Below are 24,228 nucleotides of genomic sequence, written 5' to 3'. Positions count from 1 at the left end.
CGGGGATGACCCCCATTCCTGCCGCGGGGCCTTGAGAGGAAGGTCGACGCCGCATGTCCTACTTCGAATTCCTCGCACAGTATGGCGACCGGATCCTCAGCGGCACGCTCGTCACGATGCTGCTCACCGTGCTCGCCACGGTGCTCGCCGTCGCGGTCGCGCTCGCCGCCGGCCTGATGCGGATGTCGAAGAACGGCCTCGTCAGCGGCGTCGCCACCGTCTACATCGAGATCTTCCGCGGCACCTCGCTGCTCGTCCAGCTCTACTGGATCTTCTTCGTCCTGCCGCTGTTCGGCATCACGCTGGAGAAGTTCACCGCCGGCTTCGTCGCGGTCGGCATGAATCTCGGCGCCTATGGCGCCGAACTGGTGCGCGGCGCGATCCTGTCGGTGCCGAAGGGCCAGTGGGAGGCAGCACTTGCGCTCAACATGTCGCCGGCCAGGCGCATGCGACGCGTGATCCTGCCGCAGGCGCTGCTGATCATGCTGCCGTCCTGGGGCAATCTCTTGATCGAACTCCTGAAGGGCACGGCGCTGGTCGCGCTGATCGCCGTCGCCGACCTGATGTTCCAGGTCAAGCAGATCAACGGCACCACCTTCCTGTCGGCGCAGACATTCGGCACGGCGCTGATCATCTACTACGTCATCGCCCGCTTCATGATCACGCCCTTCATGCGCTGGCTGGAGCGGTTCATGCAGCGCATGGTCGGGAGGGCCTGAGCCATGTTCGACTGGCGCTGGGACTTCACCTTCGAGATCCTGCCCCGCCTGATCGTGGCGACCGGCAACACGCTGCTCGCCGCCGCACTCGGCTATGGCATCGCCGTCGTGCTCGGCCTCGTCTTCGCGCTCGCGCAGCGGACGCCCTCCCGCGCGCTCACCTTCGTCGTGCGCGAGGCGGTCGAGTTCATCCGCTCGACGCCGCTGGTGCTGCAGATCTTCTTCGTCTTCTATGTCGGGCCGCAGTTCGGGCTGCGCCTGTCGCCCTGGACGGCGGGCATGATCGCGATCGGCCTGCACTACGCGTCCTACCTGTCGGAGGTCTATCGCGGCGGGCTCGACAGCGTGCCCAAGGGCCAGTGGGAGGCGGCGACCTCGCTCAACCTGTCGACCGCACGGACCTATTTCCGCGTCGTCATCCCGCAGGCACTGCCGCCCTCGCTCGCCGGCATGGGCAACTATTTGGTCGGCATCTTCAAGGACACGCCGATGCTCTCGGTGATCGGCGTCGCGGAACTGATGCACACGGCCACCGCGATCGGTTCCGAAACCTACCGCTATCTCGAGCCCTACACGCTGGTCGGGCTCATCTTTCTGGCCATCTCGCTGCCCACCGCCGCAGGCATCCGTGTCTTCGAGCGCTGGGTGCGCAGGAAACTGGGATTGAGCTGATGACAGACGACGACCTTTCCGGTTTCCCCCTCGCGCTCGAGGGTCCCGACGTGCCGATGGTGAGCTTCAGGAAGGTCTCCAAGCGCTATGGCGAGCTCGTCGTGCTCGACGCGCTCGACCTCGACGTCGCCGAAGGCGAGATGGTGACGATCATCGGCCCCTCCGGCTCCGGCAAGACCACCGTCCTGCGAATGCTGATGACGCTGGAGACGATCAACGACGGCGTCATCTATGTCGACGGCAAACCGCTGACACACATGCCGCAGAACGGCCGTCTGGTGCGCGCCAATGCCCGCCATCTGCGCCAGATGCGGTCCAACATCGGCATGTGCTTCCAGCACTTCAACCTGTTCCCGCACATGACGGCGCTGGAGAACTGCATGGAGGGCCCGGTGCACGTGCTCGGCATGCCGAAGAAGGACGCCCGCGCGCGCGCCGAGGAACTGCTCGAGATGGTCGGCATGGCCGACAAGCGCGACCAGCATCCCTCCCGCCTGTCCGGCGGCCAGCAGCAGCGCGTCGCCATCGCCCGTGCGCTCGCCATGCGGCCAAAGGTGATGCTGTTCGACGAGGTGACCTCGGCGCTCGACCCGGAGGTAATCGGGGAGGTGACCAACGTCATCCGCCAGCTCGTGGCGAAGCACAACCTCACCATGCTCATGGTCACGCACCAGATGGGCTTCGCCAAGGACATTTCCGACCGCATCTGCTTCTTCTTCGGCGGCCGCATCGAGGAGCAGGGCACGCCGGAGGCGCTGTTCGGCAATCCGCAGAAGGAGCGCACGCAGCAGTTCCTGAGCGCCGTCAAGGAGGCCGCTTGAGCCTCGTCCTCGCCGACATCCTCGCCGCCGCGCGCACGATCGGCGGTGTGGCCGTGCGGACGCCGCTGGTGCCGTCGCCGCATCTGTCGGCGCTGGCCGGCCAGGATTTCCTGCTCAAGCTTGAGACCACCCAGCCGATCGGCGCCTTCAAGCTGCGCGGCGCGGCCAACGCGATCCTGAACCTGCCTGCCGGCATCGCCGGCGTCACCTGCTGCTCGACCGGCAATCACGGCCGCGGCGTCGCCTATGCCGCGCGCGCGCGGGGCCTGAGGGCGGTGGTCTGCATGTCGAGCCTGGTGCCGCGGACCAAGGTCGACGGCATCCGCGCGCTCGGCGCCGATGTGCGCATCACCGGCCGCAGCCAGGACGACGCCCATGCCGAGAGCCGGCGCATCGCCGCCGAGGAAGGCTTCGTCGAGATCTCGCCCTTCGACGATCCGCACGTGATCGCCGGCCAGGGCACGATCGGGCTCGAACTGATGCAGGACCGGCCCGACCTCGACATGGTGCTGGTGCCGCTGTCGGGCGGCGGGCTGGCGGCCGGCGTCGCGCTGGCGGTCAAGACCATCAAGCCGTCGGCGCGCGTCATCGGCGTCTCGATGGACCGCGGCGCGGCGATGGACGCCTCGATCCGCGCCGGGCGTCCCGTCGAGGTCGAGGAGGTGGCGAGCCTCGCCGATTCGCTCGGCGGCGGCATCGGTCTCGACAACCGCCTCTCCTTCCCGCTCTGCCGCGACCTGCTCGACGACGTCGTGCTGGTCACCGAGGCGGAGATCTACCGCGCGCTGCAGACGCTGTTCTACGAGGACCGGATGGTGGCCGAGGGCGCCTGCGTGGTTGGCATCGCCGCCCTTCAGGCCGGCCGGCTTCCCGCCGCGAATGGACCGGTCGCCACCATCATCACCGGGCGCAACGTCGACATGGCGGTCTTCCACCGCATCATGGGCGGGCAGGACGTGGCGCTCGGCGACCTGACGCTGGAGGGACGCGCCTATGCCGCATGACGTGACGATCCTGACCGAGACCGACCTTCGGGAGATCGTGGCGCTCGACCTCGAAGCCGTCGACGTCGTCGAGAAGGCCTTCGCCGCACTCGCCGGCGGCGGCGTGGTCATGCCGCCGATCCTGTCGATGGCGATCCCGCAGGCCAATGGCGAGGTGGACGTCAAGACCGCCTACCTGCCGGGCTTCGACGGCTTTGCCATCAAGGTCAGCCCCGGCTTCTTCGACAACCCGACGATCGGCCTGGCAAGCCTCAACGGGCTGATGATCCTGTTTTCGGCCAGGACCGGCCTCGTGCAGGCGCTGCTGCTCGACAATGGCTACTTGACCGACGTGCGCACCGCCGCCGCCGGCGCCGTGGCGGCGCGCCATCTCGCGCCGGCCGGCACCCACACGATCGGCGTCCTCGGCACCGGCGTGCAGGCGCGGCTGCAGGTCGCGGCGGCGCTGCTCGTGCGCCCGGTCCGGCGGGTGCTGGTCTGGGGCCGCGACGCCGACAAGGCCGCCGCCTGCGCGCGCGACATCGCCGTCCGCCACGGAATCGAGGCCGCGCCGGCGAGCGATCCGGCTCGCCTCGTCGCGCAGAGCCAGTTCGTGATCACCACCACGCCCGCCGAAGAGCCGGTGCTGAAGGCCGGCTGGCTGCATCCGGGCCTGCACGTCACCGCCATGGGCTCAGACCAGGCCGGCAAGAACGAGATCGAGCCCGCAGCACTCGCCGCCGCCGACCTCTATGTCTGCGACCGCGTCAGCCAGTGCGAGGCGCTCGGCGAGCTGCGCAGCGCCATCGCCGCCGGCCTGTGGCACAAGGGTACCCCGCCGGAGCTCGGCGCGATCATCACCGGCGCCGTGCCCGGCCGCACGCGCGACGACCAGATCACCATCTGCGACCTCACCGGCACCGGAGCCCAGGACACCGCCATCGCCAGCTTCGCGGCGCAGCGCGCGCGGGCAGCGGGTGCGGGGTCGGTGATTTCGACGTGAGCCGATGCGCTTCCGATGGCCATGATTCGCGTCCCCGCCCCGGTCTTCACGGCATTGGTATCGCATTCCGTCGGGCGCGGAGCGTCGCCCTCGTTCTACCCGGAAGGACCCCCACCCCTTACCCCTCCCCTCAAGGGGGAGGGGGGCGTCTGCGGCGTGCCCGGCTGTCGCAGCCAGAGCCCGGCGCAACGTCTGTCACTCCCCTCCCCCTTGAGGGGAGGGGTGAGGGGTGGGGGTCCCGCCGCACTGAAACGGCCGCCAAACCTAGCACAGGCGCGGAGCGTCGCAGGCGGACGAGACCGCACTGGCCGCAGCGCCACGATCCATCGTACCTCCCCATGCTGAAGCTCGACGACCGCGACCTGAAGATCCTCGCCATCCTGCGCGCCGAGGGCCGCATCTCGAAGGCGGATCTGGCGCGGCGGGTGAACCTGTCGGCCGCGCCCTGCTGGGAGCGGCTGCAGCGGCTGGAGAAGGCCGGCATCATCACCGGCTATCATGCCGAAGTGTCGCTGAAGAAGCTCGGGCCGCACATCGTGGTCTTCATGGCGGTCGAGCTCGAGCAGCACCGGGCGGAAGATTTCCAGCTCTTCGAGCGCGCGATCGACCGCCATGACGAGATCGTCGCCTGCTATGCCGTCGGCGGCGGCTTCGACTACATCCTGCAGGTGGTGACCCGCGACATCGACAGCTACCAGCGCCTCGTCGACCACCTGCTGGAGGCCAGGCTGGGGCTTGCGCGCTACTTCACCTACGTGGTGACCAAGCCCGTGAAGCAGGCGGCGGCGCTGCCGCTCGATCTGATCGCCGGTCGCCCGCCGAAGGAATGACGGGCGCAGGCCCGGCACTTCGGAAGGATCGTCGCCGCCGGGCCCGCCGAAGCGACGGTTCTTCGGCACTGTCCGGGCGATACTCGCGGCTCGTCCCGAACCGGAGGCCTGCCATGCCCAACATCGCCTTCCTGCAGAAGACCGCGCTGACCGACCTCGCCGATCCGCGCCTGTTTCGCGAATATGCCTATGTCGGCGGCGCCTGGACCGCCGGCTCCGGCCGCGCCTTCATCGACGTCGCCGATCCCGCCGACGGAACGCGCGTCGGCGCGGTGCCGGCGCTCACTGCCGCGGACACCGATGCCGCCATCGCCGCGGCCGATGCCGCCTTCCCCGCCTGGGCCGCGCACCTGCCGCAGGCCCGCGCGGCCGTGCTGCGGCGCTGGTTCGAGCTGATCCTCGCGAACCGCGACGACCTCGCCCGGCTGATGGTCAAGGAGCAGGGCAAGCCGCTGTCGGAGGCGCTGGGCGAGATCGACTACGCCGCCTCCTTCGTCGAGTTCTACGCCGAGGAGGCGAAGCGGCTGACGGTCGAGGGCGTCGCCTCGCATCTGCCGGACGCCGAGATGAGCGTGATCCGCCAGCCGGTCGGCGTCGCCGGCCTCGTCACGCCGTGGAACTTCCCCTGTGCGATGCTGACGCGCAAGGCGGCCGCAGCCCTCGCCGCCGGCTGCACGGTCGTCGCGCATCCCTCGTCCGAGACGCCGTTCTCGGCGCTGGCGCTCGCCGAACTCGCCGAACGCGCCAGCTTCCCCGCCGGCGTCTTCAACGTCGTCACCGGCCACGCGCCGGAGGTGGTCGGCGCCATGACCGGATCGTCCCGGGTGCGGGCGCTGTCCTTCACCGGTTCGACCGAAATCGGGCGCCTGCTCTACGGCCAGTCCGCGCCCACCATCAAGCGGCTGGTGCTGGAACTCGGCGGCCACGCGCCCTTCGTCGCCTTCGCCGATTGCGATCTGGACCGCGCGGTGGACCGTGCGATCGCGGCCAAGTTCGCGACCTCCGGGCAGGACTGCCTCGCCGCCAACCGCTTCTACATCGAGCGGCCGCTCTATGCCCGCTTCGTCGAGGCCTTCGCGGCCCGAACCGCCGCGCTCACCGTCGGGCCGGGCAGGACCGATCCGGACATCGGGCCGCTGATGAACCAGCGCGCCCTGTCCAAGCAGGAGGCGCATGTCGCCGACGCGATGGCGCGGGGCGCGCGGCTCGTCTGCGGCGGGAGGCGCCACGCGGCCGGGGCGCTGTTCTTCGAGCCGACGGTGCTGGCCGACGTGCCGGACGCCGCGGCGATCTTCTCCGAGGAGACCTTCGGCCCCGTTGCCGCCTTCGCGCCCTTCGACCGCGAGGACGAGGTGCTGGCCAGGGCGAACGCCAGCGAGACCGGCCTCGTCGCCTACCTGCACACGTCGGACCCGGCGCGGATCGCGCGGATGACGCGCGCACTGGAGTTCGGCATGGTGGCGGTGAACCGGACGAAGATCACCGGTGCGCCCGTGCCGTTCGGCGGCGTCAAGCAGGCCGGGCTCGGCCGCGAGGGGTCGCGCCACGGCATGGAAGCCTATACGGACGTGAAATACATCTGCCGCGACGCGGCGTGAGGGCGACCGACGCCCGAGGAATGGCCCAGCGGCCAGACATCACAGGAGACGCATCATGCTGAAGAACGATCTGCTCGACCAGTGGGACCGCCAGCACTTCTTCCACCCCTCGACCCATCTCGGCCAGCACGCGCGCGGCGAGAGCCCGAACCGCATCGTCACCGGCGGCAAGGGCGTCCACATCGAGGATCGCGACGGCAACCGCCTGCTCGACGCCTTCGCCGGGCTCTATTGCGTCAATGTCGGTTACGGCCGGCCCGAGATCGCCGAGGCGATCGCCGCACAGGCGAAGGAACTCGCCTACTACCACGCCTATGTCGGCCATGGCACGGAGGCCTCGGTGACGCTGGCGAAGATGGTGCTGGAGCGCGCGCCCAAGACCATGTCGAAGGTCTATTTCGGCCTCGGCGGCTCCGACGCCAACGAGACCAACGTCAAGCTCGTCTGGTACTACAACAACATCCTCGGCCGGCCGCAGAAGAAGAAGATCGTCTCGCGCTGGCGCGGCTATCACGGCTCGGGCCTCGTCACCGGGTCGCTGACCGGCCTGAAGCCCTTCCACGACAAGTTCGACCTGCCGCTGCCGCAGGTGCTGCACACGGTGGCGCCCGACTATTTCCGCCGCGCCGACCTCTCGATGAGCGAGGCCGATTTCGTCGCCCATTGCGTGGCCGAACTGGAGGCGCTCATCGCACGCGAAGGCGCCGACACCATCGCCGCCTTCATCGGCGAGCCCATCCTCGGCACCGGCGGCATCGTCCCGCCGCCGGCCGGCTACTGGGCGGCGATCCAGACCGTGCTGAAGGCGCACGACATCCTGCTCATCGCCGACGAGGTGGTGACCGGGTTCGGCCGGCTGGGCTCCATGTTCGGGTCGGACCATTACGGCATCGAGCCAGACATCATCACCATCGCCAAGGGGCTGACCTCGGCCTATGCGCCGCTGTCCGGCTCGATCTTCTCCCAGAAGGTCTGGGACGTGCTCGCGCGCGGCACCGACGAGAACGGCCCGATCGGCCATGGCTGGACCTATTCGGCGCACCCGATCGGGGCGGCGGCCGGCGTCGCCAACCTGAAGCTGATCGATTCGCTCGGCCTGGTGAAGAATGCCGGCGAGACCGGCGCCTATCTCAACGCGCAGATGCAGGCGGCGCTCGGCGGCCACGCCCGTGTCGGCGACGTGCGCGGCGCGGGCATGCTCTGTGCGGTCGAGTTCGTCGAGGACCGAGAGACCCGCCGCTTCTTCGATCCCGCGCGCAAGATCGGCCCGGCGGTCGCCGCCGCCCTCCTCAAGCGCGGCGTCATCGGCCGCGCCATGCCGCAAGGCGACATCCTCGGCTTCGCCCCGCCGCTCTGCCTCACCCGCGCAGAAGCCGACGAAGTGGTCGGCAAGGCCGCCGAAGCCGTGGCCGAAGTGCTCGGCTGATATCGCGAGCCCCGTCCTCTCCACCCGGAACGGGGGGAGAGGTGGCGCCGCGAAGCGGCGACGGAGAGGGGGGCTGCGACGGTCGAAATCAACACGCGCCGTCCCCGCCGCGCCGCCCCCGGAGCCGCTTCCTCCACGCCCCACGCCGGACCAGCGGGGCCGATCCGCTCGACCAGCGCAGCCTTCGCCTTGACCGCGGCCCGCGAAAGCGCCAATCCCTGACCCGCGAAACCGGTGGAACCGGCGGTGTGAACGGGGACCTATCGATGCGCCTGATGCCGATGCCAATATCCGGGTCGAACGCAGGCGCGACGAACCGTGTCGGGTCCGACTTCATCAGGGAGATACGTCCATGAGCCCGAAGCGCGTCGTCATCGCCGGAGCCGGCCAGGGCGGTTTCCAGGTCGCCGCCAGCCTGCGCCAGGAAGGCTTCGACGGGGAGGTCCTGCTCGTCGGCGACGAGCCCGGCCTGCCCTACCAGCGGCCGCCGCTGTCGAAGGAATACATCAAGTCCGGCAATGCCGAGCGGCTGCTGTTCCGCAATGCCGACTTCTTCGAGAAGAACGCCATCCGCTATCTGGACGGCCGCCGCCTGACGGCCATCCATCGCGCGGAGGGCACCGTCGAACTCGACGACGGGCAGTCGCACGGCTTCGACCACCTGGTGCTGGCGCTCGGCGCTCGAAACCGCCGCCTGCCGATCGCCGGCATGGACCTCGAGGGCGTGCTGCAATTGCGCACGCTGGCCGACGCCGAGCGGATCCGCACGGCGATCAGGCCGGGTCTCTCGCTCGTCGTCATCGGCGGCGGCTTCATCGGGCTCGAGATCGCGGCGACCGCGGCTGCGGCCGGCGCGACGGTGACCGTGCTCGAGGCGACCGACCGGCTGATGTCGCGGGTGGTCTCGCCCGCCATCTCGGCCCATTTCCTCGCCATGCACCGCGCGGCGGGCGTCGACGTCCGGCTGGGCACCATGGCGCGCGGCATTCGCGGCGACGACCGCGGCCGTGCAGCGGCGGTCGAGATCGAAGGCGGTGCGGTCGATGCGGATCTCGTCCTCGTCTCGGCCGGCATCGTCCCGAACGTCGAGATCGCCGAGGCCGCGGGGCTCTATGTGCAGGACGGCATCCGGGTCAACGACCTGATGGAGACGTCGGCCGCCGAAATCTCGGCCATCGGCGACTGCGCCTCCTTCCCCTTCGGCCATGACGGCACGCTGATCCGGCTGGAATCGGTGCAGAACGCGATCGACCAGGCCAAGTGCGTCGTCCAGCGGCTGCTCGGCCGGCCGGAACCCTACGACAAGGTACCTTGGTTCTGGAGCGATCAGGCGGCCTTCAAGCTGCAGATCGCCGGTCTCACCGCGGGCGCCGACCACCAGGTCGCGCGGGCTTCCGAGGACGGCGCGAAGCTGACGGTCCACTGTTTCCGCCACGGCGCGCTCATCGGCGTCGAGACGGTCAATGCCCCGGCCGATCACATGATGGCGCGCAAGCTGCTGGCGCTCGCCACCGCTCCGACGCTGGAAACGGTCGAAGCAGCCGGCTTCGACCTGAGGGCCGTTTTCGCGGCTGTCTCAGCCTGAGGCGACGCACGGCGGCCCGAGCCGATTAGCCGGCTACATCAGGGCTCCCGGCCGGGCGGCACCACCTCGTAGCCCGGCTCCTCCGGCTCGTCGTCGACGAGTTCCTGCGGGAATCCCGGCGCCAGGATCGACAGGCCGGTGGCCTCCTCGAGCCGGCGGATGATGTCGTCGGAATTGGCGCGCTGGCCATAGCGGCGCTGGCCGTCGCGGAAGATCTCGATCATCAGCGGCGAGATTTCCAGCGGCACGCCGTTGCGCTCGGCGATGGTCTGGAACAGGCCGATGTCCTTCATCACGAGATCCATGGAGAAGTCGACGTCGCGCGAGCCGGACAGGATCAGCTGGCTCTCGGTCTCGTGCACGAAGGAGGTGCCCGACGAGATCTTGATCGCCTCGTAGGTGGTCGCGAGGTCCATGCCGGCGGCCTTCATCGTCACCAGCGCCTCGCAGAGCGTCAGAAGGTTGGCGGTGGCGAGATAGTTGGTCATCACCTTCAGCGTCGAGGCGGTGCCGATCGGTCCGGTGTGCAGCACGCGGCGGCCGAGCACTTTCAGCACCGGCAGCACCCGCTCGAAGACGGCGCGATCGCAGCCGGCGAAGATCGAGATGTTGCCGGTCGCGGCGCGGTGGACGCCGCCCGAGACCGGGCAGTCGACAGCGAAGGCGCCGATCGCCTCGACCCTGGCCGCCAGCCGCGTGATCTCGGCCGCGTCCGTCGTCGACATTTCCGACCAGATCTTGCCGGGCGTCAGGCCGGCGAGAATACCGTCCTCGCCCTCGACCACCGCCGCGGAGGCGGCCGGCGACGGCAGGCAGGTGATCACCATGTCGCAGTTCTGCGCCATCGCGCGCGGACTGTCGCCCCACGCCGCCCCCGCCGCGAGGAAGCGCTCCCCCGCCTTGCGGTCGAGGTCGCGCACGGTCAGGTCGAATCCGTTGCGCAGGAGCGAGCCGGCGAGCTTTCCGCCGACGTTGCCGAGGCCGATGAAGCCCAGTTTCATGTGATTTTCCCCGCCTGTTTGCAGTTCTGGTCACGAAGACCCCGGACGCGCGGAGTCTTACGCGTCCCCTCCCCATTCCACATCGGCGGGGCGGCGGCGCGCCAGAACGCGACGCGCATTCGGGATATCGTTGGAAAAAGCGCGCGCGACGGCTTCCTCGTGCGAATGCCCATGCTGCAGCCAGCGGTCCACCAGGCGGCGCTCCAGTTCGTGCTCCGCGACGTCGAGAAAGACGGCGAAGTCGAAGAGGGGCGCCAGCCCGTGCCACGGCGCCTCGTCCGACAGGAGGTAGTTGCCCTCCACCAGCACGAAACGGACGTCGCGGGGCACGACGGCCGCGCCGGCCCGCGCGAGATCGGCCGCCCGGTCGAACAGCGGCACCGCGACGTCCGCGTCGCCCGCACGGATGCGTCTCAGCGTCGCGATCAGGCCGGCGACGTCGAAGGTTTCCGGCGCACCCTTGCGCGGACGCAGGCCGCGCCGGTCGAGGACGGCATTGTCGAAGTGGAACCCGTCCATCGGCACGATTGCGGCGGACCCCTCCGGGAACAACGGCAGCAGCGCCTCGGCCAGCGTCGACTTTCCCGCGCCGGGCGGCCCGGCGATTGCGACGATGAAGCGGGGGCGGCCTGCGGCCCTGCGAAACAGTGTCGCCACGAGATGCGCGCTTTCGGACATGATACGGTCTCCTCCTTCCGCACCACCACGATACCGCCCCGGCGTGCCGGCTTGAAGTGCCGCAAAACGAAACGGCCGCGGGGAGCCCGCGGCCGTTCGAAGATCGAAAGGGGTCTGCCGGTCACATCCCGGTCGAATGCTTCTCCACCAGCGCCCTGGCCTCCTCGACCAGCGCCTTGCCGTCCTTGCCCTTGGCCGTCATCTCGGCCTCCCAGGCCTCGACCAGCGGCGTGGCGGTGTCCTTCCAGCGCTGCGTCTCGGCCTCGTCCAGCACGATGATGTTGTTGCCGAGCTTTTCGGCGATCGACTTTCCGGCGACGTCGCCCTCGTCCATCACGCGGCCGAAGAAGGCTGCGGTCTCGATGCCCGAATTGTCGTCGATGACCTTCTTGAGGTCGTCCGGCAGCGCGTCGTAGGCCGACTTGTTCATCGCGACGACGAAGGTCTGGGTGTAGAGGCCGTTCTTGCCGGAGAAGGTGGTGTGGTTCTTCACCAGTTCCGAGACCTTCAGCGACGGCGTCACCTCCCACGGGATGGTGGTCGCGTCGATCACCCCCTTGGACAGTGCTTCCGACACGGCCGGAACGGGCATGCCGACAGGGGTGGAGCCCAGCTTCTCGAGCATCAGGTTGATGGTGCGCGAACCGCCGCGGATCTTGAGGCCGTTCATGTCCTCGAGCTTGTTGACGGGGTTCTTCGAGTGGATCAGGCCCGGGCCGTGCGCATGCCAGGCGATCACCTTCACGTCGGCGAACTCGTCCATGCAGTGCTTTTCGCAATATTCCTGCAGAGCCTTCGACGTCGCCTCGCCGGTCGTCATCATGAAGGGAAGCTCGAACGCTTCCGTGGTCGGGAAGCGGCCGGGCGTGTAGCCGATGACGGTCCAGATGATGTCGACCGCGCCGTCCTTGGCCTGGTCGTAGAGCTCCGGCGGCTTGCCGCCCAGCGCCATGGCGTCGAACTGGTCGATCTTGATGCGGCCGCCGGATTCCTTCATCACCTTCTCGGCCCAGGGCTTGAGAGCCTTGGCCGGGATCGTCGCCTGCGGCGGCAGCATCTGGTGGAGCCGCAGGGAAACGTCCTGCGCGAAAGACGAGACCGTCATGGCGCCGAGCGCGACCACGGCGGCGATGGAGCATTTCAGCATGTTCATTGAAGCACCTCCCTTTGGCATCCCTTTGTTATAAGGTAAAACCTTTTCGATGGAAAGTGGCCGGTTGTAAGGAAGTGCGCGGGGTTACGCATGATGGCAGGCGACGCCTGCGCGCGTCGGCGGGGGCCTCGACAGCCGCGCGTCAAGTGGCGTAAGCCGCCGGCAGATCAATCCTGAAGGGAGAAGAACCGTGTCGTCAACAAGCGTCGCCAAGCCGCCCTACCGCGCCGATCACGTCGGCAGCCTGCTCAGGCCCGATTCCGTGAAGGCGGCGCGCCGGAAGTTCTTCGACGAGAAGTCGATCGACGCGGCCGAACTGAAGGCGGTGGAGGACGCGGCGATCCGCGACGTCATCAAGCTGCAGGAAGACGTCGGCATTCCCGCCGTCACCGATGGCGAGATCCGCCGGTCCTTCTGGCACTACGACTTCATGGGCGACCTGACCGGCCTCGACCTCGAACAGCGCGACGAGGGCGTGCAGTTCCACGGCGTGAAGCTGCGGCCGATCTTCCCGACGATCACCGGCAAGCTCGACTTCCCCTCCGACCATCCGATGATCGAGCATTTCCGCTTCGTCGCCGCCAACACGAAGGCGACGCCGAAGATCTCGATCCCCGGCCCGAGCTGCTGCCATTTCCGCACCGCCAGGGCCGACATCAAGCCGAAGGAATACCAGGACGATCCCGAGGCGCTGTTTTCCGACCTCGCCGCCACCTACGCCAAGGCGGTCCGGGCCTTCTACGACGCCGGCTGCCGCTACCTGCAGATGGACGACATCTTCTTCGCCTATCTGTGCGACCCGAAGCACCGGGCGGCCAAGCAGGCCGAGGGCATGGATCCCGACTGGCTGATCGACCGCTATGCCTGGATGATGCACGAGGCGATCAAGGACCGGCCGGCCGACATGGTCATCGGCATGCACATGTGCCGCGGCAACTTCGTGTCCACCTATGCCGCCGAAGGCGCCTACGATCCCGCCGCCGACGCGATCTTCAACAAGACCGGCGTCGACATCTACTTCATGGAATACGACAGCGAGCGGGCCGGCGGACTGGAGCCGCTGCGGCTGCTGCCGAAGGGCAGCAAGCGCGTCCTGCCGGGCTTCATCACCACCAAGACCGGTGAGCTGGAATCGATCGACGATCTGAAGCGCAAGTTCGAGGCGGCCTCGCAATATGCCGACCTCGACCAGCTCGGCATCGCGCCGCAATGCGGCTTCGCCTCCACCGAGGAAGGCAACAAGATCACCGCCGACGACCAGAAGCGCAAGCTCGAGCTCGTGGTGAAGACCGCCGAGGCGATCTGGGGCGGCGTCGACAAGTAGGACTCGGTTCGCGCGTGCGCCGGTGCTGCAAACCGCGCGGCACCGGCGGGATCCCGGGTTGTCGATGGCCCGCGCGGATTCCGGTTGTCGCGCCGCAGATCGGCGCCACATTCTCTTCCCGGTCCATGGAGGAGGCACAGCGACGCACATGACCGTCCTGCCGCGCGGAGTGAAGCACATTCCCGGCCATCTCGACGTCGCGGCGCAGCGCGCGCTGGTCGAGGAGATCCGCGCGGTGGTGGCGGCAGCACCGCTCTACCGGCCCGGAATGCCGCGAAGCGGCAAGCCGATGAGCGTGCGCATGACCAATTGCGGCGTGCTCGGCTGGGTCACCGACCGCGACCGCGGCTACCGCTACCAGCCGACGCATCCGGTCACCGGCCTGCCCTGGCCGGCGATCCCGAAGCCGCTTCTCGATCTCTGGGACGCGGTCGCGAACCACCCCTCTCCGCCGGAAGCCTGCCTCGTCAACTTCTATGCCGAGGATGCGAAGATGGGCCTGCACCAGGACCGCGACGAGCAGGACCTGACCGCGCCGGTGGTCTCGGTCTCGCTCGGCGATTCCTGCCTCTTCCGGGTGGGCGAGACGACCCGCGGCGGACGCACCACGTCCATCCGTCTCGACAGCGGCGATGTCGTCATCCTCGGCGGCGAAGGCCGCCTCGCCTTCCACGGCGTCGACCGCATCTATCCATCGACGTCGGCGCTGCTGAAGAACGGCGGCCGCATCAACCTGACGCTGCGCCGGGTGACGCGACCGGGCGAAATGCGGGGTCAGTTGACTTGATTCGGGAAACCCCCGCGGTGCCGGCGGACGGTTTGTGCCCCCGATCTAAGTGAACGGTCCCCGCATTCCCCGCGCCCGTCCGAGCCGGCGCCGCGCCATCCCGGTTCAACGAAATCAACCTCTTGCAGAAATTCTATCCACACCCGCCGCCCGCCTGCCCGCGCTCCCTCCTGCCTCCCCGCGACACACGCGGCCGGAGGCCGTCGGCGCAGGACGTGCGTCCTTGATACCGGACCGGTCCGGTTCAGAGCCGGCGCAGCGCCACTTCCTCGACGCGGTGGTTCGCGCCCTTGCGCAGGATCAGGTCGGCGCGCGGACGGGTGGGCAGGATATTCTCGCGAAGATTCTTCAGGTTGATGTTGGCCCAGAGACCTTCGGCGATGGCCCGCGCCGAATCTTCCGACAGGGTGGAGTAGCGATGAAAGAAGGAGTCCGGGCTTCGGAAGGCCGTCTCCCGCAGCCGCATGAAGCGGTTGATGTACCACTTGTGGATCAGGCTCTCGTCGGCGTCGATGTAGATCGAGAAGTCGAAGAAATCGGAGACGACCGGAACGGCGCGCCCGTCCTTCGGCAGATCGCGGGTCTGCAGGACGTTGATGCCCTCGAAGATCAGGATGTCGGGCCGGTCGATCGCCGCATACTGTCCGGGCAGCACGTCATAGGTGAAATGCGAGTAGAGCGGCGCCGGCACGTTCGGCTCGCCGGATTTGATGGCCGAGAGGAACCGCAGCAGCGCGCCGACGTCGTAGCTGTCTGGAAAGCCCTTGCGCTCCATCAGGTTCTCGCGGCGCAGCACCTCGTTGGGATAGAGGAACCCGTCCGTGGTCACGAGATCGACCTTGGGGCTCGACGGCCATCGCGCCAGCAGTTCCTTCAGGATACGGGCCGTGGCGGACTTGCCCACCGCCACCGATCCGGCGATGCCGATGATGAAGGGAGTCTTCTTCGTCTCCGAGGCGTTGAAGAAGGCCTGGCGCTGCCGGAACAGGAGCTGCGTCGCCTCGACATGCGCCGACAGCAGCCGCGACAGCGACAGGTAGATGCGCCGCACCTCGTCGAGGTCGATCGGATCGTTGAGCGAACTCAGCCGCTGGACCTCGTCTTCGGTGAGCGTCAGCGGCGTGTCGGCGCGGAATTCGGCCCATCGCTCCGCCGAAAAAACCCGGTAGGGCGAGTATTTCACTTCGGGTGCAAGCTGGTCCATGGCGGTCTTGGTTCCGGAATCCCTCGTCCCCGCGGTCTTCACTGGCCGGCGCGGGCGGCCTTTTCCGCGAGGCCCGACTGCGCCGTGCGCCGTTCGAGTTCTGCCATGACGCGCGAGACGGGAATGCCGGCGATCGCGAGCACGACCAGCCAATGATAGAGGAGGTCCGCACTCTCCGATACGAGGCCGTCCGCGTCCTTCCGCACGGCCGCGATCACGGTCTCGACGGCCTCCTCGCCGAGCTTCTTGGCCGCACGGTCCATGCCCGAGGCGAAGAGCCGGGCGGTCCAGGAATTGGCATCGCCGGACCGGGCGCGTTCGGCCACGATCCGTTCGAGGTCGTCGATGGAAAAGTCGCTCATGGCAGGCGTCTAGTGCGGTTGCACGCCGGAGTCGAGTCGCATCGCGAGCCCCGCCGCCGCCATGTACGCCTTGGCTTCGGCGATCGTGTAGGTGCCGAAATGGAAGATCGAGGCGGCGAGCACCGCCGTCGCATGGCCGTCGCGGATACCCTCGACCAGGTGATCGAGCGTGCCGACGCCGCCGGACGCGATCACCGGCACGCGCACCGCATCTGCGATCGCGCGGGTGACGGCCAGGTCGTATCCCGCCTTGGTGCCGTCGCGGTCCATCGAGGTGAGCAGGATCTCGCCCGCCCCCTTGTCGACCACCAGCCGGGCGAAGTCGATCGCGTCGATGCCGGTCGGCGTGCGGCCGCCATGGGTGAAGATCTCCCAGCGGTCCGTCTCGCCGGGCTGCGACACCTTCTTGGCGTCGATCGCCACGACGATGCACTGGTTCCCGAACTTGTCGGCCGCCTCGGCGACGAAGTCCGGGTTCTTCACCGCCGCCGTGTTGATCGACACCTTGTCGGCACCGGCCAGCAGCAGCCTGCGGATGTCGGCGACCGTGCGCACCCCTCCACCCACGGTCAGCGGCATGAAGCACTGTTCGGCAGTACGGGCCACGACGTCGAAGATGGTCTCGCGGTCGTCGGAGGAGGCCGTGATGTCGAGGAAGCAGAGTTCGTCTGCGCCGGCCGCGTCATAGGCGCGCGCGGCCTCGACAGGGTCTCCGGCATCGATCAGGTCGACGAAGTTGACGCCCTTGACGACACGGCCATCCTTGACGTCGAGACAGGGGATGACGCGGGATTTGAGGGTCATGAGGGTCCGTTTCCAATGCGGTCGACGCGGAGGTGCAAAGACCTAACTTTCGGCTGCGGCAGGGTTTGCTATGCCGGCGTACAGCGACTTCAGGTCGATGACGACGCTCCTGCCATCGATCGTCAGAGCGATCGATCCGGTTTCATGGATCACCGGCGACTGCCACTGCCCATCATCTCTGCGCGACCAGACCCAGATGCGAACCTCGTCCTGCGAGACGGTCAGGTAGTGACGCAGGCTCGACAGGCTCTGGTAGTCACGCGCCTTCGGTCCGAAATCGTCGGCAAGGCTGGACTTCGAGAGTACCTCGGCGATGAGCAGCGGCGACGTTGCCGCCAGCGCCTTGCCATCGGCGATCACCTTGTCGACCATGACATCCGGATACCGGATACCGTCCGCCGTCAGGACACCGTGGTCCGTGGTTCCGACATCATACGCCTCGTCGCCGAGTTGTGCAGCGATCTGGCGCTCGAGGCGGTTTGCGAGGCGCCAGTGATCACGGGTCACGTTGATCATCATCTCGACCACCCTCCCGTTCACGAACTCGCGCCTGCCCTCGCGCCCTTCGTTCCAGCGCAGGAATTCGTCCGGAGTGGTCGGCAGTCTCGACTGGATGTTCATGCCGTCAGTCTAGCATGCCGCGCGGCGGCTTTGAATTGCCGCTCAGGATGGACAGCGCCTCGACCGGGTCGATGCGGCCGTCATACAGCGCACGGCCCGAGATCGCACCTTCGAGCTTGCGCGCGTCCGGCATGGTCATGCGGACGATGTCGGCGATCGATGCCAGCCCGCCGGAGGCGATGACGGGAATGGAAACCGCATCCGCGAGCTCGATGGTCGATTCCCAGTTGATGCCGGCCAGCACGCCGTCGCGGTCGATGTCGGTGAAGATGATCGCCGCGACGCCGGCCCCCTCGAACTTCTTCGCCAGTTCGATCACGCCGAGCGTCGAGGCTTCCGCCCAGCCTTCGACGGCGACCTTGCCGCCCCTGGCGTCGATGCCCACCGCCACCTTGCCGGGGAAGAGCCGGCAGGCCTCCTTCACCAGATCGGGGTCGCGCACCGCGACCGTGCCGAGGATGACGCGGGCGAGGCCCTTGTCCAGCCAGGCTTCGATGTGGGCCAGCGTGCGGATGCCGCCGCCGAGCTGGACCGGATTGGCGGTCGCCTTCAGGATCGCCTCGACGGCTGCGCCATTGACGCTCGCGCCTTCGAAGGCGCCGTTCAGGTCCACCACGTGCAGCCACTCGAAGCCCTGGTCCTGGAAGGCACGAGCCTGCGCGGCCGGGTCCTCGTTGTACACCGTCGCGGTCGCCATGTCGCCGAGCTTGAGGCGGACGCACCGGCCGTCCTTGAGGTCGATCGCGGGAAAGAGGATCATCGGGTCAGACGCCTTCGACGACGGCCATGTGGGCGGTCGACGCGGCCTCGCGCAGCTTCAGGGCGGCCTGGTATTCCGGCGAATGGAAACAGTCGAGCGCGGTCTGGTAGCTCTCGAACTCGATGATGACCAGCCGCGTCGCCCTGGGACCTTCGAGCACCTCGCCCTGTCCCCCGCGAACCAGGAACTTCGCACCGTACTTGTCGAACGCCGCCTTGTTGGCGGCGACGTAGCGCGGGTAGGTGTCGGGATCGGTGATGTCGACCATCGCCATCCAGTAGCCCTTCTTCATCAGGGTCTCCATTTCAGGAAGTTAGCGATCAGGGCCAGGCCGAGCGCCTGGCTCTTCTCGGGGTGGAACTGGGTGCCCGCCATGTTGTCGCGGCCCACCGCTGCGGTCACCTCGCCGCCGTAGTCGGTCACGGCCAGAACCTGGTCGGGACTTGTCGCGGCGAGATGATAGGAGTGCACGAAATAGGCGTGCAGGCCACCATCGCCGGTCGGAATGCCCTCGAAGAGCGGATGCGGATGTTTCACGTGAATCGTGTTCCAGCCGATCTGCGGGATCTTCAGCGACGGATCGGCGGGCTCGATCTCCCTGACGTCGCCGGCGATCCAGCCGAAGCCGCGCGTCGTCGTCTTCTCCAGCCCGCGTTCCGACATCAGCTGCATGCCGACGCAGATCCCGAGAAAGGGCCGTCCCATCCTCAGTGTCGATTCCTCGATCGCCTCCCACATGCCCGGAACGGCGTGGAGGCCGGCCGCGCAATCGGCATAGGCGCCGACGCCCGGAAGGACGATGCGGTCGGCCGTCCGCACCCTCTCGGCATCGTCCGTCAGGTCGATCGTCGCATCCGCCCCACTTTCTCGGGACGCGCGTTCGAAAGCCTTGGTGGCCGAGCGGAGATTGCCCGAACCATAGTCGATGATCGCCACGCGCATGCTTCAGGTCCTTCCGGGATAGCCGAACAGGCCGAGTTCCGGTTCGTTCCCGGCCGCCTGCGCAGGCGCCGACCCTTCCCGGATCGGCGGCAGCGGACGCTGCGCGTCGGGGGCTTCATCGGAGCGGGCGGCGAGATGGCGAACCTCGGCGTCGGCGCGGTTCTCTGCGTCGACGACACCCCACTCACGATAGCCGCGACGGCGAAGCGCCCAGACCCGCAACGCCGACCCTTCGAGGCCGACATAGATGGAGAGGAGGACGGTGAGGCCGCCCACGACCATCTCCGCCGACCCCGAGGTCTCGGCGAGCGCGCCCAGCCCGAGCATGAGCGCCAGCAGCACCGCCGTCTCGAGCCACAGGCGGTTCCAGAGCAGCCATACCAGCGGCAGCAGGAAGCCGAGCCAGTGGAAGCCGTCTCGGACATAGACTTCGACGGCATCCGAGCCGCGCCGCGGCGGCGGCTCCATCACGACATAGATCGACATCGCCCGTTCCTATCCGTTCAGCGTGCCTTTTGTCGACGGTACGACCCCCGCCTGCCGGGCGTCGGGCTCGACCGCCATGCGCAGCGCACGCGCGACCGCCTTGAAGCAGGTCTCGGCGATATGGTGGTTGTTGGCGCCGTAATGATTGGTCACGTGCAGCGTGATGCCGGCGTTCTGCGCCAGAGCCTGGAAGAACTCCCTGACGAGTTCGGTGTCGAAGGTGCCGATCTTCGGCGCCGAGAAGCCGACGTGCCAGACGAGGAACGGCCGGCCGGACACGTCGACGGCAGCGCGGGTGAGGGTTTCGTCCATGGCGAGGTCGATCGAGGCGTAGCGGGTGATGCCGCGCCGGTCGCCGAGCGCCTTCGCAATCGCCTGGCCGATGGCGATGCCGGCATCCTCGACGGTGTGGTGATCATCGATGTGCAGGTCGCCCTTCGCTTCGAGCGTCAGGTCGATCAGCGAATGACGCGACAGCTGCTCGAGCATGTGATCGAAGAAGCCGACCCCGGTCGAGACCGCGTACCTGCCCGATCCGTCGAGATCGACCGATGCGCTGATTGACGTCTCGTTCGTCTTGCGGCTGACGGAAGCACGGCGGCCGTTGTCGGGAGCGGTCATGGCTCGTCCTCTCGATATCCAGGCGGTTGCTTTAGCAGCGCCTCCAGGCGAATTCCAGTTGCCGGCTTCGCGCAGGCGTGTCCGGCCACCATTTGCAATCGGCGTCGCGGCGCATAGATAACGTCCAGCGACAAAGCCGAGCCATCGCACGGTCCCCGTCGCAGAGTTTCCGGAGCGCCTCATGTCCAGCGAAATCACCATGCACGCAACGACGATCGTCACCGTCCGCAAGGGTGGCAAGGTTGTGATCGCCGGCGACGGCCAGGTCAGCCTCGGCCAGACCATCATGAAAGGCAATGCCCGCAAGGTGCGGCGCCTCGGCAAGGGCAACGTGATCGCCGGCTTCGCGGGAGCCACGGCCGATGCCTTCACGCTCCTGGAGCGGCTCGAGACCAAGCTCGAGCAGTATCCCGACCAGCTTACGCGCGCCTGCGTCGAACTCGCAAAGGACTGGCGCACCGACCGCTACCTGCGGCGGCTCGAGGCCATGATGCTGGTGGCCGACAGGTCGGTGACCCTGGCGCTCACAGGCACCGGCGACGTGCTGGAGCCGGAGCACGGCGTCATGGCGATCGGCTCCGGCGGCAATTATGCGCTGGCGGCGGCGCGCGCGCTGATGGACACCGATCAGGGCGCAGAGGAGATCGCGCGAAAGGCGATGAAGATCGCGGCGGAGATCTGCGTGTATACCAACGGCAATTTCGTCGTCGAAACGCTCGATGCCGCCTGAGCGACCGATCATCGGCTTCCGCCCCGTCGGGCCGGCGGACCTGCCGCTGCTGGACCGCTGGATGCGCCAGCCGCACTGGCGCGAGTGGTGGGGCGATTCCGACGAGGAGATCCGCTTCGTCCACGACATGATCGAGGGTCGCGACACGACGCGGCCCTTCATCTTCACCGCCGACGGCGAGGACGTCGGTTACATCCAGTACTGGTTCATCGGACATCACCAGAACGACAGCTGGCTCGCCGACAACCCCTGGCTCGGTCTCCTGCCGGCGGAAACGATCGGCGTCGACCTGTCGATCGGACCGGCGGACCGGCTGTCGAAAGGGCTCGGGACGGCGGCGCTGGCGGCTTTCGTCGCCATGCTGCGCGAGACGGGATTCTCCGAGATCATCATCGACCCCGACCCGGAAAACCTGCGGGCGGTGCGGGCCTATGAGAAGGCGGGGTTCCGCGTCATCCCCGAACTGCGCGGTCGGAGCGGCGACAGTCTCATCATGCGGCACGTCGCGGCCGAGCACTCATAGCCGACGGCGCCCGGCGTCAGCCGCGCCTCCGCATCCTGTCGCCCGCACCGGACGGCTGGTCCGGTTCCGCGCCCGAAGCGTCCGGCGGAGAGCCATCTTCCCATGATCGAGACCCTGCATCTGCCCCAGCGCCTCGCGGCGGGACGTGTCGCCGACGCCGATCAGGCGACGCTTCTCGCGGTCTCCGCGGGGATCGACGAGGCCGTCGGCCCGTGGCTTGCCCGTACGGGCAGCGACCGGCTGATCGTGACGCTCGCCAGTTCCGATTTCGCGGCCGGGCTGCTGGTCATGATCCGCTCGCTGCGGGCGGTATCCGACGTCCCGGTGCTCATCCTGAAGCTCGGCTCATGGCACTTCGAACACGAGGCATCGGGGGTCGCGGCCATCGAGGTCCCGGCGCTGTTCCGGCCCGGCATGGAGACGCGGCCGGATCTGCCGCATCTTCCGGTCACGCTGAGCAAGCTCTGGTCGTTCTCGATCACGACGCCGAAGCGGATCGCGCATGTCGACGCGGACTGCCTCATCCTGCGACCGATCGACGGGCTGCTGGAAGGCGACGGCTTCGCCGCCGCGCCGGACCTTCTGCTTCACTACCGGCTGCGCGCATTCAACACCGGGGTCTTCTCGTTCACGCCGTCGGCCGGGCTGCGCGAGCGCCTGTTCAGGCGTCTGCCGGAACTACCGGTCACCGACGGAGACCAGAGCGTTCTCAACGCGTTCTTCACGGAGTGGCGTCAACTGCCGCTCGGGCTCAACTTCCTTCGCAGCCAGGCCCTGGTGCGTGCGCTGGCTCGGGATGCCCAACTGCGGATCGTCCACTACACGCCGGGCAAGCCCTGGACGAGCGGACCGATCGATGCGCGGGACCATGCACTGGCGCCGCTCGACGATCTCTGGACAGCCCACCTGTCGGACGCTGAGTATCGCGAGGTGAAACGTCGCTGGCAGCAGGACGTCGATGCGGTCGAGCAGAACCTGACGGCCTGGGCCAGTCGCTCCAGCGGGCTCTACCGGGACCAGATCGCGGAAGGCATGACCCGGACACGACGGCAGCTGAGGCGCTGGCTGGCGGGACTCGCCGCCCTTGCCGCCGCACAGACGCTGCTGCTCTGCTGGCTCATCCTGCGGGGCTGACCTGCCGCGACCGGCATTGTGCCGGCGACCGCGATGCCTATGTAGTGTCGGTTCCGCCCCGCCCGCGCGGGCGGCCGGTTTCACGGAGTAAGACATGACCAATTTCTCCCCGCGCGAGATCGTTTCCGAACTCGACCGCTTCATCATCGGCCAGAAGGACGCAAAGCGCGCCGTGGCGATCGCGCTGCGCAACCGCTGGCGCCGGCAGCAGCTCGAAGGCGACATGCGCGAGGAGGTGATGCCCAAGAACATCCTGATGATCGGCCCGACGGGCGTGGGCAAGACCGAGATTTCGCGCCGCCTCGCGAAGCTCGCGGGGGCTCCCTTCACCAAGGTGGAAGCCACCAAGTTCACGGAGGTCGGCTATGTCGGCCGCGACGTCGAGCAGATCATCCGCGACCTCGTGGAAGTCGCCATCGGGCTGGTGAAGGACAAGATGCGCGAGGACGTCAAGGCGCGGGCGCATGTGAACGCGGAAGAGCGCGTCCTCGACGCGCTGGTCGGCAAGACCGCTAGTCCCGCGACCCGCGACAGCTTCCGCAAGAAGCTGCGCGCAGGTGACCTGGACGACAAGGAGATCGAAGTCGAGGTGGCGGACACGGCACCCGCCGGGTTCGAGCTGCCCGGCATGCCCGGCGCCAACATCGGCGTGCTGAACATCAACGAGATGCTGTCGAAGGCGATGGGCGGGCGTACCAAGATGCGCAAGACCACGGTCAAGGAGTCCTCCGGTCATCTCATCAACGACGAATCCGACAAGCTGCTCGACCAGGACGAGGTCGTCCAGCGCGCGCTGTCGTCGACCGAGAACGACGGCATCGTCTTCATCGACGAGATCGACAAGATCGCCACCCGGGAGGGCGGCGTGGGCGCCGGCGTCAGCCGCGAGGGCGTGCAGCGCGACCTGCTGCCGCTCGTCGAAGGCACAACGGTGGCGACCAAGTACGGGCCGGTGAAGACCGATCACATCCTGTTCATCGCTTCCGGCGCCTTCCACGTCGCCAAGCCGTCGGACCTCCTGCCCGAACTGCAGGGACGCCTGCCGATCCGGGTCGAACTGCGGGCGCTCGGCAAGGATGACTTCGTGCGCATCCTCACCGAGACGGAGGCCAGCCTCATCAAGCAGTACATCGCGCTGATGCGCACCGAGGGCGTGGAGCTCGATTTCACCGAGGAGGCGATCGACGCCCTCGCAGGCGTCGCGGTGGACCTCAACGCGTCGGTCGAGAACATCGGCGCGCGGCGCCTGCAGACCGTGATGGAGCGCGTCCTCGACGACATCTCGTTCAACGCACCGGACCGATCCGGCTCGGCCGTGACCATCGACGCGGATTATGTCGCCAGGAATGTCGGCGATCTGGCGAAGAACACGGATTTGTCCCGATTCATCCTGTAGAACGACGCCGCTGCGACTTCCCGGGGCGGCCGACTGCGCTGTCGGCTCAAAGCGTCGGACCTCTG

27 protein-coding genes are annotated in these 24,228 nt (G+C 68.0%); 15 read left to right on the top strand and 12 right to left on the bottom strand.

The genetic code is table 11. The annotated features are described in order from the left end of the window. The first annotated feature begins 53 nt into the window (after positions 1-53). From ehuC to IAI54_RS20675, 9 genes are all read left to right on the top strand, one after another. On the top strand, positions 54-719 hold the full coding sequence (gene ehuC / locus IAI54_RS20715) for an ectoine/hydroxyectoine ABC transporter permease subunit EhuC (protein ID WP_187968990.1): 666 nt from the start codon (positions 54-56) through the stop codon (positions 717-719). Positions 720-722: 3 nt separating this feature from the next. Next, a complete protein-coding gene (ehuD, locus tag IAI54_RS20710) occupies positions 723-1,391 on the top strand; it encodes an ectoine/hydroxyectoine ABC transporter permease subunit EhuD (protein WP_187968989.1) in 669 nt (222 codons plus the stop codon). Next, complete coding sequence (gene ehuA, locus IAI54_RS20705) at positions 1,391-2,212, top strand: ectoine/hydroxyectoine ABC transporter ATP-binding protein EhuA (protein ID WP_235679122.1); 822 nt, start codon at positions 1,391-1,393, stop codon at positions 2,210-2,212. Before ehuD ends, ehuA begins: the two co-directional genes overlap by 1 nt. Beyond that, positions 2,209-3,216 carry a hydroxyectoine utilization dehydratase EutB gene (eutB, locus tag IAI54_RS20700; protein WP_187968988.1) on the top strand — a complete coding sequence of 336 codons (1,008 nt, stop codon included), beginning with the start codon at positions 2,209-2,211 and terminating at the stop codon, positions 3,214-3,216. The genes ehuA and eutB overlap by 4 nt, the downstream gene beginning before the upstream one ends. Beyond that, on the top strand, positions 3,206-4,198 hold the full coding sequence (locus IAI54_RS20695; protein WP_187968987.1) for a cyclodeaminase: 993 nt from the start codon (positions 3,206-3,208) through the stop codon (positions 4,196-4,198). The genes eutB and IAI54_RS20695 overlap by 11 nt, the downstream gene beginning before the upstream one ends. Before the next feature lie 338 nt (positions 4,199-4,536). Beyond that, positions 4,537-5,028, top strand: a complete 492-nt coding sequence (locus IAI54_RS20690; protein ID WP_187968986.1) for an Lrp/AsnC family transcriptional regulator — start codon at positions 4,537-4,539, stop codon at positions 5,026-5,028. 113 nt (positions 5,029-5,141) lie between these two features. After that, complete coding sequence (locus IAI54_RS20685; RefSeq protein WP_187968985.1) at positions 5,142-6,626, top strand: NAD-dependent succinate-semialdehyde dehydrogenase; 1,485 nt, start codon at positions 5,142-5,144, stop codon at positions 6,624-6,626. A gap of 55 nt (positions 6,627-6,681) precedes the next feature. Then, positions 6,682-8,052, top strand: coding sequence for an aspartate aminotransferase family protein (locus tag IAI54_RS20680; protein WP_187968984.1), 1,371 nt, complete (start codon positions 6,682-6,684; stop codon positions 8,050-8,052). A 352-nt stretch (positions 8,053-8,404) separates the two neighbouring features. Then, positions 8,405-9,637 carry an NAD(P)/FAD-dependent oxidoreductase gene (locus IAI54_RS20675; protein WP_187968983.1) on the top strand — a complete coding sequence of 411 codons (1,233 nt, stop codon included), beginning with the start codon at positions 8,405-8,407 and terminating at the stop codon, positions 9,635-9,637. Positions 9,638-9,675: 38 nt separating this feature from the next. Here IAI54_RS20675 and IAI54_RS20670 read toward each other — a convergent pair whose 3' ends face one another. The 3 genes from IAI54_RS20670 to IAI54_RS20660 form a co-directional block, all read right to left on the bottom strand. After that, positions 9,676-10,638, bottom strand: coding sequence for an NAD(P)-dependent oxidoreductase (locus tag IAI54_RS20670; protein WP_187968982.1), 963 nt, complete (start codon positions 10,636-10,638; stop codon positions 9,676-9,678). 57 nt (positions 10,639-10,695) lie between these two features. Next, on the bottom strand, positions 10,696-11,316 hold the full coding sequence (locus tag IAI54_RS20665) for a nucleoside triphosphate hydrolase (RefSeq protein ID WP_187968981.1): 621 nt from the start codon (positions 11,314-11,316) through the stop codon (positions 10,696-10,698). A gap of 121 nt (positions 11,317-11,437) precedes the next feature. Continuing rightward, positions 11,438-12,469: a TRAP transporter substrate-binding protein gene (locus tag IAI54_RS20660; protein WP_187968980.1), complete on the bottom strand. Its 1,032-nt coding sequence runs from the start codon at positions 12,467-12,469 to the stop codon at positions 11,438-11,440. A 190-nt stretch (positions 12,470-12,659) separates the two neighbouring features. Here IAI54_RS20660 and IAI54_RS20655 point away from each other — a divergent pair, with 190 nt between their 5' ends. Both IAI54_RS20655 and IAI54_RS20650 read left to right on the top strand, forming a co-directional pair. Continuing rightward, a complete protein-coding gene (locus IAI54_RS20655; RefSeq protein ID WP_187968979.1) occupies positions 12,660-13,793 on the top strand; it encodes a 5-methyltetrahydropteroyltriglutamate--homocysteine S-methyltransferase in 1,134 nt (377 codons plus the stop codon). A 148-nt stretch (positions 13,794-13,941) separates the two neighbouring features. Further along, positions 13,942-14,580 (top strand): alpha-ketoglutarate-dependent dioxygenase AlkB family protein, encoded by a 639-nt coding sequence (locus tag IAI54_RS20650; protein WP_187968978.1) that lies wholly within the window; start codon positions 13,942-13,944, stop codon positions 14,578-14,580. Between the two features lie 244 nt (positions 14,581-14,824). Here IAI54_RS20650 and coaA read toward each other — a convergent pair whose 3' ends face one another. From coaA to hisB, 9 genes are read right to left on the bottom strand one after another with little or no spacing between them, the layout of a single operon-like run. Next, the gene (gene coaA, locus IAI54_RS20645) at positions 14,825-15,784 is read right to left on the bottom strand and encodes a type I pantothenate kinase (protein ID WP_187968977.1); all 960 of its coding nucleotides are present in this window, start codon (positions 15,782-15,784) and stop codon (positions 14,825-14,827) included. A gap of 38 nt (positions 15,785-15,822) precedes the next feature. Next, on the bottom strand, positions 15,823-16,146 hold the full coding sequence (locus IAI54_RS20640; protein ID WP_187968976.1) for a phosphoribosyl-ATP diphosphatase: 324 nt from the start codon (positions 16,144-16,146) through the stop codon (positions 15,823-15,825). A 9-nt stretch (positions 16,147-16,155) separates the two neighbouring features. Continuing rightward, positions 16,156-16,950: an imidazole glycerol phosphate synthase subunit HisF gene (gene hisF, locus IAI54_RS20635; RefSeq protein WP_187968975.1), complete on the bottom strand. Its 795-nt coding sequence runs from the start codon at positions 16,948-16,950 to the stop codon at positions 16,156-16,158. Positions 16,951-16,992: 42 nt separating this feature from the next. Next, positions 16,993-17,571: a Uma2 family endonuclease gene (locus IAI54_RS20630; protein ID WP_187968974.1), complete on the bottom strand. Its 579-nt coding sequence runs from the start codon at positions 17,569-17,571 to the stop codon at positions 16,993-16,995. 4 nt (positions 17,572-17,575) lie between these two features. Beyond that, positions 17,576-18,331 (bottom strand): 1-(5-phosphoribosyl)-5-[(5-phosphoribosylamino)methylideneamino]imidazole-4-carboxamide isomerase, encoded by a 756-nt coding sequence (hisA, locus tag IAI54_RS20625; protein WP_187968973.1) that lies wholly within the window; start codon positions 18,329-18,331, stop codon positions 17,576-17,578. 4 nt (positions 18,332-18,335) lie between these two features. Then, on the bottom strand, positions 18,336-18,626 hold the full coding sequence (locus IAI54_RS20620; RefSeq protein ID WP_187973265.1) for a DUF1330 domain-containing protein: 291 nt from the start codon (positions 18,624-18,626) through the stop codon (positions 18,336-18,338). Continuing rightward, positions 18,623-19,273: an imidazole glycerol phosphate synthase subunit HisH gene (gene hisH, locus IAI54_RS20615; protein WP_187968972.1), complete on the bottom strand. Its 651-nt coding sequence runs from the start codon at positions 19,271-19,273 to the stop codon at positions 18,623-18,625. The genes IAI54_RS20620 and hisH overlap by 4 nt, the downstream gene beginning before the upstream one ends. A gap of 3 nt (positions 19,274-19,276) precedes the next feature. After that, complete coding sequence (locus IAI54_RS20610; protein ID WP_187968971.1) at positions 19,277-19,759, bottom strand: DUF2628 domain-containing protein; 483 nt, start codon at positions 19,757-19,759, stop codon at positions 19,277-19,279. 9 nt (positions 19,760-19,768) lie between these two features. Next, positions 19,769-20,380, bottom strand: coding sequence for an imidazoleglycerol-phosphate dehydratase HisB (gene hisB / locus IAI54_RS20605; protein WP_187968970.1), 612 nt, complete (start codon positions 20,378-20,380; stop codon positions 19,769-19,771). Between the two features lie 181 nt (positions 20,381-20,561). Between hisB and hslV the strand changes: the two genes are divergently transcribed. The 4 genes from hslV to hslU all read left to right on the top strand — a co-directional run bounded on the left by hslV (position 20,562) and on the right by hslU (position 24,163). After that, on the top strand, positions 20,562-21,110 hold the full coding sequence (gene hslV / locus IAI54_RS20600) for an ATP-dependent protease subunit HslV (RefSeq protein WP_187968969.1): 549 nt from the start codon (positions 20,562-20,564) through the stop codon (positions 21,108-21,110). Next, the gene (locus tag IAI54_RS20595; protein WP_187968968.1) at positions 21,100-21,633 is read left to right on the top strand and encodes a GNAT family N-acetyltransferase; all 534 of its coding nucleotides are present in this window, start codon (positions 21,100-21,102) and stop codon (positions 21,631-21,633) included. Before hslV ends, IAI54_RS20595 begins: the two co-directional genes overlap by 11 nt. A gap of 102 nt (positions 21,634-21,735) precedes the next feature. Beyond that, positions 21,736-22,767 carry a glycosyltransferase family protein gene (locus IAI54_RS20590; protein ID WP_187968967.1) on the top strand — a complete coding sequence of 344 codons (1,032 nt, stop codon included), beginning with the start codon at positions 21,736-21,738 and terminating at the stop codon, positions 22,765-22,767. A gap of 94 nt (positions 22,768-22,861) precedes the next feature. Continuing rightward, positions 22,862-24,163: an ATP-dependent protease ATPase subunit HslU gene (gene hslU, locus IAI54_RS20585; protein WP_187968966.1), complete on the top strand. Its 1,302-nt coding sequence runs from the start codon at positions 22,862-22,864 to the stop codon at positions 24,161-24,163. Positions 24,164-24,228 lie beyond the last annotated feature (65 nt).

Origin of the sequence: Aquibium microcysteis, from assembly GCF_014495845.1 — a bacterium.
In the GTDB taxonomy this organism is placed as follows: domain Bacteria; phylum Pseudomonadota; class Alphaproteobacteria; order Rhizobiales; family Rhizobiaceae; genus Aquibium; species Aquibium microcysteis.
This window is presented reverse-complemented; position numbering and strand designations above follow the sequence as displayed.